Origin of the sequence: Micromonospora saelicesensis (genome assembly GCF_900091575.1) — a bacterium.
Taxonomy (GTDB): domain Bacteria; phylum Actinomycetota; class Actinomycetes; order Mycobacteriales; family Micromonosporaceae; genus Micromonospora; species Micromonospora saelicesensis.
This window is the reverse complement of sequence record NZ_FMCR01000010.1, coordinates 78,523-94,137: the sequence shown is the minus strand read 5'-3', so window position 1 is coordinate 94,137 and position 15,615 is coordinate 78,523. Positions and strand designations below refer to the sequence as shown.

Here is a 15,615-nt window from a genome sequence, read left to right as displayed (position 1 = left end):
CGCGCGGATCACCCGCCGACAGAAATTTCTGGGCCGGAATCGAACCGAGGGGCGCGGCCGTGCGTTGTACCGCCCCCACCCAGCGGTCCGGACAGCGACGAATGTCCATGCATTGACAGTCGCTGCAACACGCTTGTAACCTTTCAGCAAATTTCAGCCAGGCTTGCAAGATTCCGGCAACCCGGCACTCCCCCACCCCGCACACCACCACCCCCGCTCCCGTCAGGAGTCCCCATGCACCGACGTCGGCGCGGCTCGGCGCTCCTCGCCCTCGGCCTGATCGCCAGCCTGCTCGTCCCCACCGCCGTGACGGCACCCCCGGCCGTCGCCGCCCCGTCCGGCGGCAAGAAGGTCATCGTCCAGTTCTTCGAATGGAACTGGCCCTCGGTGGCCAGCGAGTGCCAGAGCACCCTCGGCCCGAAGGGCTACGGCTACGTGCAGGTCTCGCCCCCGCAGGAGCACGTGCGGGGCAACCAGTGGTGGCTGGCGTACCAGCCGGTCAGCTATCGGATCGAGTCCCGCAAGGGCACCCGCGCCCAGTTCCAGTCGATGGTGAACACCTGCCACGCGGCCGGGGTCAAGGTGATCGTCGACGCGGTGATCAACCACATGTCCGGTCAGGACAACGGCGGCACCGGCTGGGCCGGCTCGTCCTACTCGCACTACGACTACCCGGGCATCTACCAGACCCAGGACTTCCACCACTGCGGGCGCAACGGCGGCGACGACATCGCCAACTACAACGACCGGTACGAGGTGCAGAACTGCGAGCTGGTCAACCTCTCGGACCTCAGGACCGAGTCGGACTACGTCCGCACGAAGATCGCCTCGTACCTCAACGACCTGCTCTCGCTCGGCGTCGACGGCTTCCGGATGGACGCCAGCAAGCACATGCCGGCTGCCGACATCGCCGCCATCAGGGGCAAGCTGTCCCGCTCCGCGTACATCGTGCAGGAGGTCATCCACGGCGCTGGCGAGCCGGTCCAGCCGACCGAGTACACCGGCAACGGTGACGTGCACGAGTTCCGCTACGGCAAGGACCTGGCCCGGGTGTTCCGCTCCGAACGGTTGGCGTACCTGCGCAACTTCGGCGAAGGCTGGGGACACCTGCCCACCGGCCCGGCCTCGGTGTTCGTGGACAACCACGACACCCAGCGCGACTCCGGTGGGGTGCTGACCTACCGCGACCGGGGCATCTACGCGCTGGCGAACGCGTTCATGCTGGCCTGGCCGTACGGCTCCCCGACCGTCATGTCCAGCTACACCTTCAGCAACCGGGACGCCGGCCCGCCATCGGACGGCGCCAACAAGACGCTCAACACCACCTGCTACTCCGGCTGGGAGTGCGAACACCGCTGGCCGGTGATCGCCAACATGGTCGGCTTCCGCAACGCCACCGAGGGCGCCGGCGTGGCCAACTGGTACGACAACGGCAACAACCACATCGCGTTCAGCCGCAGCGGCAAGGGCTTCATCACAGTCAATGACGAGGACGCGGCTGTGAACGGCCGCTCCTACTACACGGGGCTGCCCGCCGGTCGATACTGCGACGTCATCCACGGCACCTACGCGGGCGGCACGTGCAGCGGACCGGTGATCACGGTGGACGGTAGCGGCTGGTTCGCGGCGAACGTGCCGGCGCACGACGCCGTGGCCATCCACATCGGCGCACGAATCTGATTCGACAGGGGCCTCCGGACGGCGGGTCTCGCCGAACCGGGGGCCCCGAGGCATCCGCCACCATAGAGTGGTTTCGTGCCGTTTGACCGAAAGACTCCGTACCGTCGTCGCGGCGTCTGGGTGGCCGCCGCGATCGGCGTACCCGCGCTGCTGGTGACCGCGCTGCTGGTCGGCCAGGCCCTCACCCCGAGCTCGACGGCCCCCGACGACAGCAACGTGGTGGCAGTCGACCCCACTCCGAGCAGTGTGGACCAGAGCCCGGAGGAGTCGATCCCCCCGGCCGCGCCCGCCCCGGACGGGTTGCCGGTGGTCGACTACGACCCCGCACCCGGAGGGTTCCCCGCCGACCCGAACACCATGGACGTCACACCGCTGAGCGACGGCGTGCACCCGACCAGACGGATCGCCGCGTACGACGCGCCCGGCGGTCGGCCGCGCGCCTTCCTCGAACCGACGATCAGCGGTGTCGAGCTGACCATGCCGATCGCCCAGCGGCGTGCCGGCTGGACGGCAGTTCTGCTGCCCTCGGCCAACCGACGGCTCGCCTGGCTGCCGCCGGGCGGGTTCGAGACGGTGCCGCTGCGCGACCAGATCGTGGTGGAACGCAAGGTCCACCGGCTCACCTGGTACCGGGCCGGCAAGGCGGTGCGCTCCTGGAAGGTCAGCCTCGGCCAGTCGGGCCAGGAGACCCCACTGGGGCGGACCTTCATCCTGGGCCGCACCCCACCGCCGGAGGAGGTCTACGGCGGGGTCGACATCTACGCCCTCGGTTCGGTGCCCGACGACCCGGAGTCGGTGCCGTCCGGGCTGCGCGGCGCGCACATCGGGGTGCACACCTGGTACCACGACGGCGAGCTGGGCGAGAACACCACGAACGGCTGCATCCGGCTGACCCGCAGCGGTCAGCGGGAACTGCTCGCTGAGGTCCGTCCCGGCAGCAGCGTCGTCGTGGTCGACCAACTGGCCGCCCCACCGCCGACCGCCTGAGCACCGGCCGGCACTGTCACTCGCCGAGCAGCCAGCCGTTCTGCTCGGCGACCCGGATCGCGTCGGCCCGGTTGCGGGCACCGGTCTTGCCGATCGCCGCCGACAGGTGGTTGCGTACCGTCCCCTCGGAGAGGTGCAACGCCCTGGCCAGGTCGGCGGCGCTGCCACCGCCCCGGGCGGTCCGCAGCACCTCGGTCTCCCGCTCGGTCAGCGGGCTGACCCCGGCGGCCAGCGTCTCCGCGGCCAGCGTCGGGTCGACCACCCGCAGGCCGGCGTGCACCCGGCGGACCGCGTCGGCGAGCTGCCGGGCCGGGGTGTCCTTGACCACGAAACCGCTCGCACCGGCCTCCATCGCCCGGCGCAGGTAGCCCGGTCGGCCGAAGGTGGTCACCACCAGCACCCGGCAGGTCGGCAGCGCGGCCCGCAGAGCCGAGGTGGCGGCGATCCCGTCCAGGCCGGGCATCTCCACGTCCAGCAGGGCGACGTCGGGAGCGCTGCGTCGGGCCTCGGGCACCACCTCGTCGCCCCGGCCGACCTCGGCGACCACTGTCAGGTCCTCCTCCAGCGAGAGCAGGGCGGCCAGCGCGCCCCGGACCAGCGCCTGGTCGTCGGCGAGCAGCAGCCGGATCGGCGTGGAACCGCCGCTCACCGGGCCTCCCCCGGCGCGTGCACCCGCAGCAGAAAGCCGTCGCCCGCCGGCCGACGGCCGACGGTCACCACCGCGTCCAGCCGCCGCGCCCGCTCCCGCAGGCCGACCAGCCCGTGCCCGCTCGGGTCGGGTGTGGACGGGCCACGACCGTCGTCACTGATATCGACCCGATCCGGGTACACCCGGATCACGCAGCACCGCGCCCCGCTGTGCCGGACCACGTTGGTCACCCCTTCCCGTACCGCCCAGCCGAACAATCGGTCCCACTCCTCCGGCAGCTCCGGCACCTCGGTCGACACGTCCGCCGCGATACCCGCCGCGGCCAGCGCGGAGCGGGCGCCGGCCAGCTCGGCTGCCAGGCTGACCTCGCGGTACGCCCCGACCGTCTGTCGTACGTCGGCCAGCGCGGCCCGGGCCAGCGCCTCCACCTCGGCGATCTCGGTGGCGGCCCGCTCCCGGTCGACCTCGATCAGACGCCCGGCCAACTCGGCCTTGATCGCCACCACGGTCAGCGAGTGCCCGAGGATGTCGTGCAGGTCGCGGGCGGCGCGGGACCGTTCCTCGGCGACCGCGAGCCGACCGATCTCCTGTTGGGCGGCGCGGAGTTCGCTGTTGCGCTGGGCCAGCTGGGACACCCCGAACATGGCGAACGAGGCGAGCAGCACCGCGAAGACGATGCCGCTCTCCGCCTCCCACCCCGGCACCAGCCAGGACGCCAGCACGGGGGTCACCGCGCAGAGCACCACGGCGGCCAGTGCCTCCCACAGCGGCAGCAGGAACACCGCCGCCGCGGCCACGTAGACCAAGGTGGCCAGCCAGTCCCCTTCGGCGCCCGGAAGGCTGGCCAGGCCCACCGCGAGCAGCAGCGCCAGCCCGGCCCGCGCCCGGCCCACCGGGATCGGCAGCAGGGACTGGCGCAGCTTGCGGGCCCACTGGAACAGCAGCACGTAACCGATGCCGAAGACGACCAGGGCCACCACGCCGAGGACCCGCCGCCACGGCTCCGGCTGGTGCAGCGCGGTGGCGAGCGGCACGTTGAGGAAGAACAGCCAGACGGCGGCCAGCAGCCAGCCGGTCACCCGCCAGTGGCGGCTCACCGGCCAGGGCTGCCCGGTCGAGAGGTCCATCGGGTTCACGCTAGCGGTCGCGGCCGGTCAGACCCGCGCGGTGTCCCGGCGGAACAGCCGGGCCGCGCCGACGCCGAAGAGCAGCGCCCAGACGACGAGGTTCGCCACCGCCGCCAGGCTCACCCCGTCGCCGGTGAGTGGGGCGCGGGCCAGCACGCCCATGCCGTACACCGGGGTGAACTTCGCGACCTGCTGGAGCACGTCCGGCAGCACCTCGACGGGAACGAACAGCCCGCCGAACATGGCCAGCACCGCCAGGACGGGGCCGATGATCTGCATGACGTTCTCGGCCGGCGCCAGGTAGCCGATGAAGAGACCGAACGCCGCGAAGACCAGCGAGCCGACCCAGGCCGCGAGCCCGGACAGCAGCCAGACGTACGCCGGGACGCGGACGCCGGCCACGGCACCCACCAGGAACTCGATGACGACCGCGAGCAGACCGAGGCTCATCGCGGTGATCAGCTTGGTCGCCACGTACGCCGCCGGACGCAGCGGGGTCAGCCGCAGTTGTCGGCTCCAGCCCAGCGCCCGCTCGGTGGCCACCGCGCCACCGACGCTGGTGGTCGCCACCATGGCCGCGTAGACGGCCAGGCTGATCATGATGTACGCCGTCACCGGCCGACCGTTGTCCAGTGACTGCCCGCCCTGCGGCAGGCCGAAGATGAGGAAGAAGACGCCCGGCATGATCAGCGTGAAGGCGAGGGTGCGACGGTTGCGCAGCACCCGGCGCAGCTCGATGCCCAGGGCGCCGGGAGCGAACCCGCCCAGCGCGGGCAGCCGACGGTCCGGCTCGGTGACAGCGGCGCGGGTGGGGGTGGAGGTGGTCATCTCAGGCTCCGGTCTGCGCTGTGGTCAGGGCGAGGAAGGCGTCCTCGAGGTTGCGGGAGGTGATCTCGACGTCCCGGGCGGCGGTCCGGGTCAGCAGGTGCCGGGCGATGGCGTCCGAGTCGCCGGTCCGTACCAGCACGCTGTCGCCGCGCACCTCCACGGCGTCCACGCCGGGCAGCGCGGCGAGCGCGGCCTGGTCGGCGCCGGGCAGGGTGGCCCGCACGGTACGGCCGGCGGCCAGGTTCTTGATTTCAGCGGTGGTGCCGTCGGCGACGATGCGCCCCTGCCGGACCAGCACGATCCGGTCGGCGTACGCGTCCGCCTCGTCGAGGTAGTGGGTGGCGAAGATGACGGTCCGTCCGCGCCGGGCGTCTCGGCGCAGGGCCTGCCAGAAGTCCCGCCGACCCTCGACGTCCATGCCGGTGGTCGGCTCGTCGAGCACCATCAGGTCCGGGTCGGGCAGCAGGGCCAGCGCGAAGCGCAGTCGTTGCTGCTGACCGCCCGAGCAGCGCCCGACCACCCGATCGGCGATGTCGGTGATACCGGCCCGCTCCAGCACCTCCGCCGCCGGGCGGGTGTGCCGGTAGAAGTGGGCGGTCATCCGTACCGTCTCGCCGACGGTGAGGTCCTTGAGCAGCCCGCCAGTCTGGAGTACGGCGGCGACCCGACCTCGGGCCACCGCGTCGTCCGGGGTGCCGCCGAGGACGCGGACGGTGCCCCGGTCCGGGCGGGACAGCCCGAGCAGCATGTCGATGGTGGTGGTCTTGCCCGCGCCGTTCGGGCCGAGGAACGCCACCACCTCGCCGGGCTGCACCCGTAGGCTCAACCCGTCGACAGCGGTGACCGCGCCGAAGCTCTTGGTGAGGCCGTCCAACTCGACAGCCGGATGCGTACTGGTCATGCCACTGATGCTCCGGCGCGGCGTACCCCGATGCCCGGAGCGGTCGTCACGCTCCGACCGTGACATTTGTCAGGGCAGCCGGATTTCGGACGGACACAGCGGGTAACCGCCGGGCCGAGCTGCGACACCGGGAGGACGCGATGGGTGCCACGCCGCAGGGTCAGGTCGACACGGTCGTGCTGATCCACGGGCTCTGGATGACGCCGCGCAGCTGGGAGGGGTGGGCCCAGCGGTACACCGAGCGCGGCATGCACGTCATCGCCCCCGCCTGGCCCGGCATGGACCGCTCGGTGGAGGAGCTCCGCGACGACCCCGGCCCGATCGCCGAGCAGAGCATCGCCACGATCGTGGCGCACTACGACCGGATCATCCGGGGGCTGCCCCGACCGCCGATCATCATGGGGCACTCGTTCGGCGGCCTGTTCACCCAGATCCTCGTCGACCGGGGCCTCGGCGCCGCGGCGGTCGGAGTGCACCCCGCGCAGGTGAAGGGCGTGCTCAAGGTGCCGCTGAGTCAGCTGCGCTCGGGCTTCCCGATCCTGCGCAGCCCTGCCAACCGCAGCAAGGCCGTCCCGTTCACAGCGGACGACTTCGCCTACACCTTCGGCAACGCGATGAGCCGCGAGGACTCCGACCGGGCGTGGCGGCGCTACGCCGTTCCCGGCGCCGGGCGGGTCTACTTCGAGGGCGCGTTCGCCAACCTCGACCCGCGCTCGCCGGCCCGGGTCGATGTCGGGCGTAACGACCGGGCGCCGTTGCTGCTGATGGCCGGCGAGGTCGACCATGTGGTGCCGGCGTCGGTGGTCCGCGCCAACGCGGGGCTCTACCAGAAGTCCCGGGCCCTCACCGCGTACGAGCAGTTCGCCGGCCGATCCCACTTCACCGTCGGGCAGGACGGCTGGGAGCAGATCGCCGACTACGCGCTGGACTGGGCGCTGCGCGCGGCGGCCCTGCCCCGGGAGGCGACCATCGCCAGCGAGGCCCCCCGCCGCTGACCGGGGCTCGGTGTGGAGGTCGGCCGGCCCGTGGTCGGGGCCACCCACCACCTCAGCCGGCCACCGCACGACCACCTCGGCTCACCGGGTGCGGGCCCGAGCGACCCAGGTCGATCGAAGGCGGTATACCTCAGAGGCATTTTTATGACTCAGAGGTATACCGCTCACCGGGACATCCGGCGGCACGGGCCCAGCTTGGGTCAGGTGGGCATGCCCACCCTCTGGCGGGGTATCTCGGTGCGATGAGGGCCAGTTTCCGGCTTGGCCGGGTCGCGGGAGTGCCGGTCGGCGTCAACTGGAGCGTGCTCGTCATCTTCGCGTTGATCGCGTGGGGGTTGGCCGCGAACCAGTTCCCCCGTTCGTACCCCGACCGTTCGCCAGTGGCGTACCTGATCGCCGGGCTGGCCGCGGCGGTGGTTTTCTTCGTCGGCCTGCTCGCCCACGAGGTGTCGCACGCGGTGGTGGCCAAGCGCAACGGGCTGGAGGTCGACGGCATCACGCTGTGGCTGTTCGGCGGTGTGGCCGAGTTGCGGGGCGAGCCGCGTGACCCGGGCGCGGAGTTGCGGATCGCGGGCGTCGGCCCGCTGGTCAGCCTGCTGATCGGGGCCTTCTTCGGTGCCATCGCGGCGCTGCTCGCGCTGACCGGCCAGGGTGGGCTGCTGTTCGGGGCGGTGGCCTGGCTGGCGGGAATCAATGTGCTGCTGGCCGTCTTCAACGTGCTGCCGGCCGCGCCCCTGGACGGTGGTCGGTTGCTGCGTGCCGCGGTCTGGAAGGCCACCGGTGACCGGACCCGAGCGTCAGTGGTCGCCGCCCGGGCCGGCTGGGTGCTGGGTGTGCTGCTGATCGGCCTGGGGTTGTGGCAGTTCCTGTCCGGGGTCGGTTTCGGTGGGCTCTGGTTGGCGCTGATCGGCTGGTTCCTGATCGGGGCGGCCGGGATGGAGGAGCGGCAGGCCCGCACCGGCAACGCGCTGCGCGGGATTCGGGTGGGCGATGTGATGACCCCGCAGCCGCAGACCGCCTCGGCGCAGATGACTGTCGCGGACTTCGTCGACCACTACCTGTTCGCGTACCGGCATTCGGCGCTGCCGCTCACCGAGGACGGCCGACCGACCGGCCTGGTCACCGTCGACCGGGTGCGGGGCGTGCCGCCGGAGCGGCGGGCGTCGACCACGCTGGCCGAGGTGGCCTGTCGAGCCGACGAACTGGTGCTGGCCCAGCCCGGTGAACAGCTCAACGACCTGCTCCCCCGGCTCTCCGAGTGCGCCGACGGCCGCGCCCTGGTGGTGACCGAAGACGGCCACCTGACCGGGATCGTCTCCCATAGCGACATCAGCCGCGCCGTCCAACGCAGCACGCTGGTTGGCCAGGGCGGTCAGCGGGGGAAGTAGCGGTCCAGGGCGTCGGTGCGGAACGTGCCCTTCGGGTCCAGGTCGGCCAGGAGGGCGGCGAAGTCGGCGTACCTCGGGTAGCGGGCGGACAGCTCGGTCGGGTCGGTGACGAAGACCTTGCCCCAGTGTGGGCGGGGCGCGAAGGGCGCCAGCCGCTCCTCCACGGCGGCCACCACGGGCAGCACCGCCGCCGTGTCGTCGACCCAGGTGAAGTGCAGCACGAAGCTGTCCCGCCGGTAGTTCGGGCTGAGCCACAGCTCGTCGGCCGCCACCGTCCGCAACTCGGACACCAGCAGCACCGGGGCGATCAGATCCGCCAGGTCGTCCAGCGCGGCGAGCGCGTCCGCCGCCGCCGTCCGCGCGACGTGGTACTCGGACTGCAGTTCGTCGCCGCTGCTCGGGGTGAAGCCGAGCTTGAAGTGCGGCAGCCGCTCGTGCCACGGGCCCGGCTCGCCGAGCTGCGGGGTGCAGTTCTCCGCCGGCATACCGAGCACCGGGTGCCGAGGCTGGTCGGCGGCGGTGGTGCCCAGCCAGTCCGCCGGGGGTGGCGGCTGGTCGGCCAACTGCTTGCGCCACACCTCGCGCAGCCGGGGCTCACGGAAGTCGGTGAAGACACTCACGCTGTACGCCGAGCCGAGCGCCTCGTCCAACGCCGTGCGGTCCAGGTCGAGGCGTACGTACTGACGCAGCGCGAAGGTCGGCACGACGTCCACTGTGACGCGGGTGACCAGGCCGAGCGCGCCGAGCCCGACGACCATGCCGGCGAACGTGTCGGTGTCACGGTCGACCCGGAGCAGATCGCCGTCGGCGGTGACCAGCTCCAGGCCGGCGACCGCACTGGCCAGGTTGCCGTGGGTCTGGCCGGAGCCGTGGGTGGCGGTGGCCACCGCGCCGGCCACCGAGATGTGCGGCAGCGAGGCGAGGTTCGCCAGCGCGTACCCCTGGGTGTGCAGCTGTCGGGCGACGTCGCCGTAGCGCAGCGCGCCGCTCACGGTGACCTGCCCCCGCTCGTGGTCCACCTCGACGACCGGGGGTAGCCCGGCGAGGCTGACCAGGTCACCGTCGGTGTCGCCGATACGGTTGAAGGAGTGCCCGCTGCCCACCGCGCGGATCCGGCTGCTGCCGGCGACGAGCCGGCGCAGTTCGTCGACGGAGGTGGGGCGGTGGAACGCCTTCGCGGCGTACCGCACGTTGCCGGCCCAGTTGCGGCGCGGAACGTCAGTGGTCGACGCGGCGTGCGATCCCTGCGCGGTCATGTTGCGGTCTCCCGATCGGTGCTCTGGTGGTCGGCCAACGCGGTGACGAGGGCGTCCAGAACCGTATCCGTCTGGAACGTGCTGTAACCACGTTGGGCGATCGGCAGACCGGCAGTGGTGGCGCGTTCGATCTCCCCCCGGGCCGCCTGCCGGGCCGAGGCGTCCCCGGACATCAGCGCGTCCTGGCCGCGTCGGATCAACCGGTCGACCCGGTCCATCTGGTAGCCACGCAGGCCGACCGAGAGCTCCGGGGCCTCGAAGGCGGCGCGACGCAGCGCGAGCAGGTCGACGAAACGGCTGCCCGCATATTGGGCGAGCGCGGCGGACACCTGCTCGGGCTGCTCGCGGACCTGGTCGAGGACGAGCAACTCGACGGCCGGGCGACCGTCGAGCGGATGGCGGGCGGTCACCGGCTCAATCGTCACACCCGGCACGGGCACCAACAGCAGTCGCGGCGGCTCCGGATGGCCGTCGCGCCGGGGCGGCTCGTCGAGGACCAGCGCGTCCACCTCGGCCCACCCGATCTCCCGACGCAGGCCGGGTCGCCGGATGCTGAGCCCTTCCGCATGGATCCCGAATCGGAACGGCCGCATCGCGCTGACCAGCGCCACCGCGCCGAGCGCGATCGCCCCCACCGCGATGATCGTCCGTAGCAGGGCACCGTCGGTGGGATAGACCAACAGGAGCACTCCACCGAGTACGCAGACCAGGGCGAGCGCACGGGCCCCCCGATTCCGGCGCAGTTCCACGCTCGGACCCCCGTTTCATGACCGTGGCGTCGGTCCCGACATCTTCCGCCAGACCGGGCACCAGGGACACCGGTCGATCGGGCACGGTTGTTCTCGTCGTCGTCGGGGAACCCTACGCCCATGAGCAGCTACCGCGATCCGGCCGCACGAGGTGACGTCTTCCCCTCCGAGGAGGAGCTGGACCCCACCGGCACCGAGGTCGAGCAGGCCAGCGCGCCGCCGGCCGGCGGGTTTCCGAGCCACCCGTCGCCCACTCCCGGTCCTCGGCCCACACCGGCGCCCGCGCCCGCCCCGACGCCGGTGCCGGCACCCGGCCCGCCGCCGCGCGCCAGTGGCGCACAGTCGATCGTGACGCGTCACCTGGACGGCTCGGTGGAGGTGGTCACCGACCTCGACGGTGACGGCGTCGCCGACGTCGTCCAGATCGACGTGGACGGGGACGGAATCCCGGACATCACCTACGTGGACAGTGACCGCGACGGGCGGCTGGACACCGTGCTGGGCGACCCGAACGCGGTCGGGACGGGCGCCCACCGGGCCTGACCCGGAGGCGTCGTCCCACGGCCACCCGGTCGACTCAGAGCTTCGCCATCACCTCGCTGGCGACCAACTCCAGGTGCTCCAGGTCGCTGAGGTCCAGCACCTGGAGGTAGAGCCGCTCGCTGCCGATCTCCGCGTACCGGCCGATGGTGTCCAGCACCTCGGCGGGCGTCCCGGCCAGACCGTTGGCCCGCAGCTCGTCGGGTTCGCGGCCGATGGCGGCGGCCCGGCGGGCCACCTCGGCGTCGTCGCGCCCGCAGCAGAGCACCAGGGCGTTGGACCAGACCATCCCGGCCGGGTCCCGGCCGATCTCGACGCAGGCCGCGCGGACCCGGTCGAACTGCGCCGCGGTGTCCGGTACCGAGGCGAACGGCAGGTTGAACTCGTCGGCGTAACGGGCGGCCAGCCGAGGGGTGCGCTTCGGGCCCGTCCCGCCGAGCAGGATCGGGGGACGCGGCTGCTGCACGGGCTTGGGCAGGGCCGGCGAGTCACGGACCGGGTAGTACCGGCCGTCGTGGTCGAACCGCTCCCCCGGCGGCGTGGCCCAGAGCCCGGTGATCACGGCGAGCTGCTCCTCCAGCCGGTCGAACCGCTCGGCCAGCGGCGGGAACGGGATGCCGTACGCGCTGTGCTCCTCGGCGAACCAGCCGGTGCCGATGCCCAGCTCCACCCGGCCGCCGCTCATCTGGTCGACCTGCGCCACGGTGATCGCCAGCGGGCCGGGCAGCCGGAAGGTTGCGGCGGTCATCAGCGTGCCGAGCCGGATGCGGCTGGTCTCCCGGGCCAGGCCGGCGAGCGTGGTCCACGCGTCGGTGGGGCCGGGCTCGCCGCTCACGTCACCCATCATCAGGTAGTGGTCGGACCGGAAGAACGCGCCGTAGCCGGCGTCCTCCGCGCAGCGGGCGACGGCGAGCAACTGGTCGTAGGTGGCACCCTGCTGGGGCTCGGTGAAGATCCGAAGTTCCATGATCCGAGCATAGGGAGCCGATCGGCGGTGGCGCGTCGGGACGGCGACCGTCGTCGTATGCTTTGACAGTCATATGACGGAGGAGGCATATTGGCAAGGTGTCCACCGACGCCTTCACCGTCCTCGCCGAGCCCACCCGGCGCCGGATCCTCGATCAGCTCCGCGACGCCGAACGCAGCGTCGGCGAACTGGTCGATGGGCTCGGGGTCAGCCAGCCAGCCGTCTCCAAACACCTGCGGGTGCTTCGCGACGCCGGCTTCGTCACCTGCCGGACGGCCGCCCGACAGCGGATCTACCGCCTCGACCCCGGCCCACTGCGGGACGTCGACGGCTGGCTCGAGCCGTACCGGCGGCTCTGGGCCCGACACCTGGACGCCCTGGAACGGCACCTCGACAGTCAGGAGCAGTGAATGGACCGCGACGCGTTCCGCCCGAGCCCACCCGCCGACGTGCGCGCCGAGCCCACCGACGCCGGAGGGACCCTCGTCTTCGTCCGCGACCTGCGGCATCCGCCAGCCACCGTCTGGGCGGCACTGACCGACCCGGCCCAGCTCGCGCAGTGGGCGCCGTTCCTCGCCGACCGCGATCTCGGCAGCGCCGGCGCCGCGGTGCTCACCCTCGTCGACGGCGAGACCACCCAGGAGGATCCGGCGACGGTACGCCGGGCCGAACCGCCGCACCTGCTGGAGTACACCTGGGGCGACGACCTGCTGCGCTGGGAGCTGAGCCCGCTGGGCAGCGGCACCCGGCTCACCCTGCGGCACACCCTCGCCGACCGGGGCATGCTGCCGATGGTCGCGGCCGGCTGGCACCTCTGCCTCGACGTGGCCGACCACTTGCTCGGCGGCGACCCGGTCGGCCCGATCCGCGGCGCGGAGGCCAAGGACTACGGCTGGCCCGAGCTGCGCGACGCGTACGCCGAACGGCTCGGTGAGGGCTGACCCGTGCAGTCCCGGCGGCCCCGGAGCCCGGAGCCGCCGGAACCCGGTCAGACGTACGGCCGTTTGGCGTACGCCTCGCGGAGCGCTGCCAACCCGACCGCCTTCGGCGTCAGGGTGCCCCACCCGGAGTTGAAGTAGTTGGTGCGCACGATCCGTGGCCCACGCTCGGCGTTGAGCTGGGCGATCGCCGCCGGCACTGTGGCGATCCAGGCCGCCTGGTCCGGGATCTCGGCCGACCTGACCCCCCATTCGGCGATGATCACCGGTCGGGACAGCGCCACCGGGCCGAGATCCGCGACCGCCCAGTCCTTGGTACGACGAAACCGGGCCAGCGCCGTGTGGCTGGCGTTGGTGCCGTACGCGTTCCACTGGAGATAGTCGAGGCGGGACATCAGCGACTCCGGGTGGGTGCGCTGGAAGCAGGCCCTGTCGAAGCCGCCCAGCCCCACCGAGAAGGTCGTCCCGGCCGGCAGCGTCCGCGCCTTGAACCACGTCAGGATGTAGTTCATCGCCTGCACCGCCCGAGCGTCCGACTCGGCCCAGGTGTACGCCTTTCCGTCCTCGGTGGTGCCGAACTCGTGATCGGTGTCCAGTTCCGAGGCGAGCTGGATGTTCACCCCGAAACCGAGCGTCCGGTACTGCGACAGGGCACGGGCGAACAACCCGTCGCACTGCCCCTTGAGCACCTGGCCGTACCCGTACGCCTTCGGCCAGGTCGTGCCGGGGCGCTGCTGGATGGTCATCGTCGGTGCCGGCACGGTGTAGCTGGTGCCGTCCACAGTGAAGCTCTGCGGTCCGTAGTTCGGAGCGCCGTAGTGCTTCAACTCCAGGACCATGTTCATCTGCACCCCGGCCTTGCCCAGGCTGACCAGCCAGGGTCGGTTGTACCCGGGGAAGATGTAGCCGTCGGCGAAGCTGCGGTACTGGGTGAGGGACCGGAAGTTGCCGCCGGCCATGTCGGCGGTCGGGTCGGCGCCGCCGGAGAGGTAGTAGCCGCCGAGCACGGGTTGGCCCAGGCTGTAGTCGGCGGTGGCCGTCGCGGTGTTTCCGGCGGCGTCGCGGACCTGGACGGTGACCCGGGCCATCACGCCACCGACCGATACACGGCCACGGAGCCGTTGTCGGAAACCCGGGTCCAGGTACGCCCGGAGTTGTCGGTGACGGTCACGGTGAGCGGGTCGATGACCGCCGTGACCTTGACCGGCGCGCTGCTGTTGCCCTGCGCGTCGGTGACCACGATGGTGACGGTCAGCGGTTTGGTGTCGGCGTCTGAGTAGGTGACTGTCAGCAGCATCTGCTCACCCGGCGCGAAGACGGATGCGTTCAAGGCTGCGGTTGCGGTGGGAGCGGCCATGTCGGGCCCTTTCTGGCTCGGTCGCCAGGGCTCCGGCGCGCGGTTCAGCGACGTCGGACCCGGCGGGGTCCACAGTGCGAAAGGCCGGCGGGGCACGGGGACGGCAGGCACGGCCGGTGGGCGGCGTCGCCTGACTACCGACGGTGCTGACGTCCTTGTCCCGGTGGGCGGAGGCACCGCTGCGGGCGCCCGCAGGGGTGTCGGTGGCAGCCACGGCCTGTCGTACGCGCGATCGGCACGGCAGCTGTGCCGTGACCGCCGCGGCTTCGAGGCCGGGCTGGGTGAGGGCGGCACCGGTGGGGACGATGTTGTCCCCGCCGGGCCGGAGGATTGGGATGTGGCCCGCCACCCGTCTACCTCCACCTGCCCCAAGGGTGCTCTACCAGGGGCTTTACCGTCTTGTCCGGTTTGCGACAACCTCCGGCGAGGCTCGGCGCGACGGTTACTCGGGCGGCGTGCCGCGTACGGCCCAGGCCCGCGCGGTGAGCCGGATCGACCCGTCCGGCTCGACCGGCAGCCGGGTGGCCAGCGACTCCCGCAGCGCGGCCCGGTCGGATTCGGCCAACGTCGCGACGTACCCCGGCGCCGACCCCTGACCGCCGAGGAACGGTGTCCAGTAGTCGGCGAAATCGGTGAAGGTCGTGGGCACGTCGACCGGCCAGACCGACACGTCCCGCAACCCGGCCCGCTCCCACAGCGTGCGGAGCGCGTCGGGCTGACACACCGTGGTGCGGTTCCCCTCGTTCAGCTTCGCCGAGGCCGGGTCGAGCTGTGCGGCGGCGGCCCAGAAGTGCCGCATCATCGCCATCCCCTCGGCGTAGTCCCAGACGTAGGCGGCCACCACCCCGGCCGGCCGGACCACCCGGGCGAACTCCGCCACCGCCCGCGCGGGCTCCGGCACGAAGTTGAGCGTCAATCCGCTGACCACCACGTCCGCTACACGATCGGGTAGCGGCAGGGCCCGCGCGTCACCGACCTGGAATGCCGCCCGGGGGTCGGTGACCCGGGTACGCGCGACAGCGACGAACCCCTCCGACGGGTCGATGCCGGTGATCTCGACGGGGTCGTTGTGGCTGAGGATCGTCGAGGTCAGCGCTCCGGTGCCGCAGCCCACGTCGAGCCAGTGCCGCCCCGGCGCAACGGCCAACCCGCGCAGGAATTCCACAGCGACCAGACGGCTCCACCGACCCACGTACGCCTCGTACGCGTCACCGTTCGCCCACACCGGCTGTACCATCCCGGAACGATACGAC

Annotated in this window: 17 protein-coding genes; 7 read left to right on the top strand and 10 right to left on the bottom strand. The window is 72.0% G+C overall.

Going from position 1 to position 15,615, the window contains the following annotated elements; all coding sequences use genetic code 11:
- Window positions 1-234 precede the first annotated feature (234 nt).
- Window positions 235-1,680, top strand: coding sequence for an alpha-amylase (locus tag GA0070561_RS31670; RefSeq protein ID WP_091409189.1), 1,446 nt, complete (start codon window positions 235-237; stop codon window positions 1,678-1,680).
- A 75-nt stretch (window positions 1,681-1,755) separates the two neighbouring features.
- Window positions 1,756-2,667, top strand: a complete 912-nt coding sequence (locus GA0070561_RS31665) for a L,D-transpeptidase (RefSeq protein WP_091409186.1) — start codon at window positions 1,756-1,758, stop codon at window positions 2,665-2,667.
- A 16-nt stretch (window positions 2,668-2,683) separates the two neighbouring features.
- Here GA0070561_RS31665 and GA0070561_RS31660 read toward each other — a convergent pair whose 3' ends face one another.
- From GA0070561_RS31660 to GA0070561_RS31645, 4 genes are read right to left on the bottom strand one after another with little or no spacing between them, the layout of a single operon-like run.
- Window positions 2,684-3,316 carry a response regulator transcription factor gene (locus GA0070561_RS31660; RefSeq protein ID WP_208603899.1) on the bottom strand — a complete coding sequence of 211 codons (633 nt, stop codon included), beginning with the start codon at window positions 3,314-3,316 and terminating at the stop codon, window positions 2,684-2,686.
- Entirely contained in the window at window positions 3,313-4,443 is a 1,131-nt protein-coding gene (locus GA0070561_RS31655; protein ID WP_091409182.1) for a sensor histidine kinase, read from the bottom strand. Before GA0070561_RS31655 ends, GA0070561_RS31660 begins: the two co-directional genes overlap by 4 nt.
- Window positions 4,444-4,470: 27 nt before the next feature.
- Window positions 4,471-5,271: an ABC transporter permease gene (locus tag GA0070561_RS31650; protein WP_091409179.1), complete on the bottom strand. Its 801-nt coding sequence runs from the start codon at window positions 5,269-5,271 to the stop codon at window positions 4,471-4,473.
- Window position 5,272: 1 nt separating this feature from the next.
- Window positions 5,273-6,172 carry an ABC transporter ATP-binding protein gene (locus GA0070561_RS31645; protein ID WP_091409175.1) on the bottom strand — a complete coding sequence of 300 codons (900 nt, stop codon included), beginning with the start codon at window positions 6,170-6,172 and terminating at the stop codon, window positions 5,273-5,275.
- Between the two features lie 140 nt (window positions 6,173-6,312).
- On the opposite strand from GA0070561_RS31645, the gene GA0070561_RS31640 reads away from it, so the two are divergent.
- The gene (locus tag GA0070561_RS31640; protein ID WP_091409172.1) at window positions 6,313-7,167 is read left to right on the top strand and encodes an alpha/beta hydrolase; all 855 of its coding nucleotides are present in this window, start codon (window positions 6,313-6,315) and stop codon (window positions 7,165-7,167) included.
- Window positions 7,168-7,409: 242 nt separating this feature from the next.
- Window positions 7,410-8,555, top strand: coding sequence for a site-2 protease family protein (locus tag GA0070561_RS31635; protein WP_091409169.1), 1,146 nt, complete (start codon window positions 7,410-7,412; stop codon window positions 8,553-8,555).
- On the opposite strand, the gene GA0070561_RS31630 is transcribed toward GA0070561_RS31635, so the two are convergent.
- Window positions 8,540-9,811: an FAD-binding protein gene (locus GA0070561_RS31630; RefSeq protein WP_091409166.1), complete on the bottom strand. Its 1,272-nt coding sequence runs from the start codon at window positions 9,809-9,811 to the stop codon at window positions 8,540-8,542. The genes GA0070561_RS31635 and GA0070561_RS31630 overlap by 16 nt on opposite strands.
- Complete coding sequence (locus GA0070561_RS31625; protein ID WP_091409162.1) at window positions 9,808-10,560, bottom strand: hypothetical protein; 753 nt, start codon at window positions 10,558-10,560, stop codon at window positions 9,808-9,810. The genes GA0070561_RS31630 and GA0070561_RS31625 overlap by 4 nt, the downstream gene beginning before the upstream one ends.
- Window positions 10,561-10,680: 120 nt before the next feature.
- Between GA0070561_RS31625 and GA0070561_RS31620 the strand changes: the two genes are divergently transcribed.
- On the top strand, window positions 10,681-11,103 hold the full coding sequence (locus GA0070561_RS31620) for a hypothetical protein (RefSeq protein WP_091409158.1): 423 nt from the start codon (window positions 10,681-10,683) through the stop codon (window positions 11,101-11,103).
- Between the two features lie 34 nt (window positions 11,104-11,137).
- Here GA0070561_RS31620 and GA0070561_RS31615 read toward each other — a convergent pair whose 3' ends face one another.
- Window positions 11,138-12,067 (bottom strand): LLM class F420-dependent oxidoreductase, encoded by a 930-nt coding sequence (locus GA0070561_RS31615; RefSeq protein WP_091409154.1) that lies wholly within the window; start codon window positions 12,065-12,067, stop codon window positions 11,138-11,140.
- 98 nt (window positions 12,068-12,165) lie between these two features.
- Between GA0070561_RS31615 and GA0070561_RS31610 the strand changes: the two genes are divergently transcribed.
- Together GA0070561_RS31610 and GA0070561_RS31605 are read left to right on the top strand one after the other, a co-directional pair.
- Window positions 12,166-12,477: an ArsR/SmtB family transcription factor gene (locus GA0070561_RS31610; protein WP_091409152.1), complete on the top strand. Its 312-nt coding sequence runs from the start codon at window positions 12,166-12,168 to the stop codon at window positions 12,475-12,477.
- Window positions 12,478-13,008, top strand: a complete 531-nt coding sequence (locus tag GA0070561_RS31605) for an SRPBCC family protein (protein ID WP_091409149.1) — start codon at window positions 12,478-12,480, stop codon at window positions 13,006-13,008.
- Window positions 13,009-13,055: 47 nt separating this feature from the next.
- Here the strand turns inward: GA0070561_RS31605 and GA0070561_RS31600 are convergent, their stop codons facing one another.
- From GA0070561_RS31600 to GA0070561_RS31590, 3 genes are all read right to left on the bottom strand, one after another.
- Window positions 13,056-14,093, bottom strand: a complete 1,038-nt coding sequence (locus GA0070561_RS31600; protein WP_091409146.1) for a hypothetical protein — start codon at window positions 14,091-14,093, stop codon at window positions 13,056-13,058.
- Complete coding sequence (locus tag GA0070561_RS31595; RefSeq protein WP_091409141.1) at window positions 14,093-14,362, bottom strand: hypothetical protein; 270 nt, start codon at window positions 14,360-14,362, stop codon at window positions 14,093-14,095. The genes GA0070561_RS31600 and GA0070561_RS31595 overlap by 1 nt, the downstream gene beginning before the upstream one ends.
- Window positions 14,363-14,804: 442 nt before the next feature.
- Window positions 14,805-15,599 (bottom strand): class I SAM-dependent methyltransferase, encoded by a 795-nt coding sequence (locus tag GA0070561_RS31590; protein ID WP_091409138.1) that lies wholly within the window; start codon window positions 15,597-15,599, stop codon window positions 14,805-14,807.
- Window positions 15,600-15,615 lie beyond the last annotated feature (16 nt).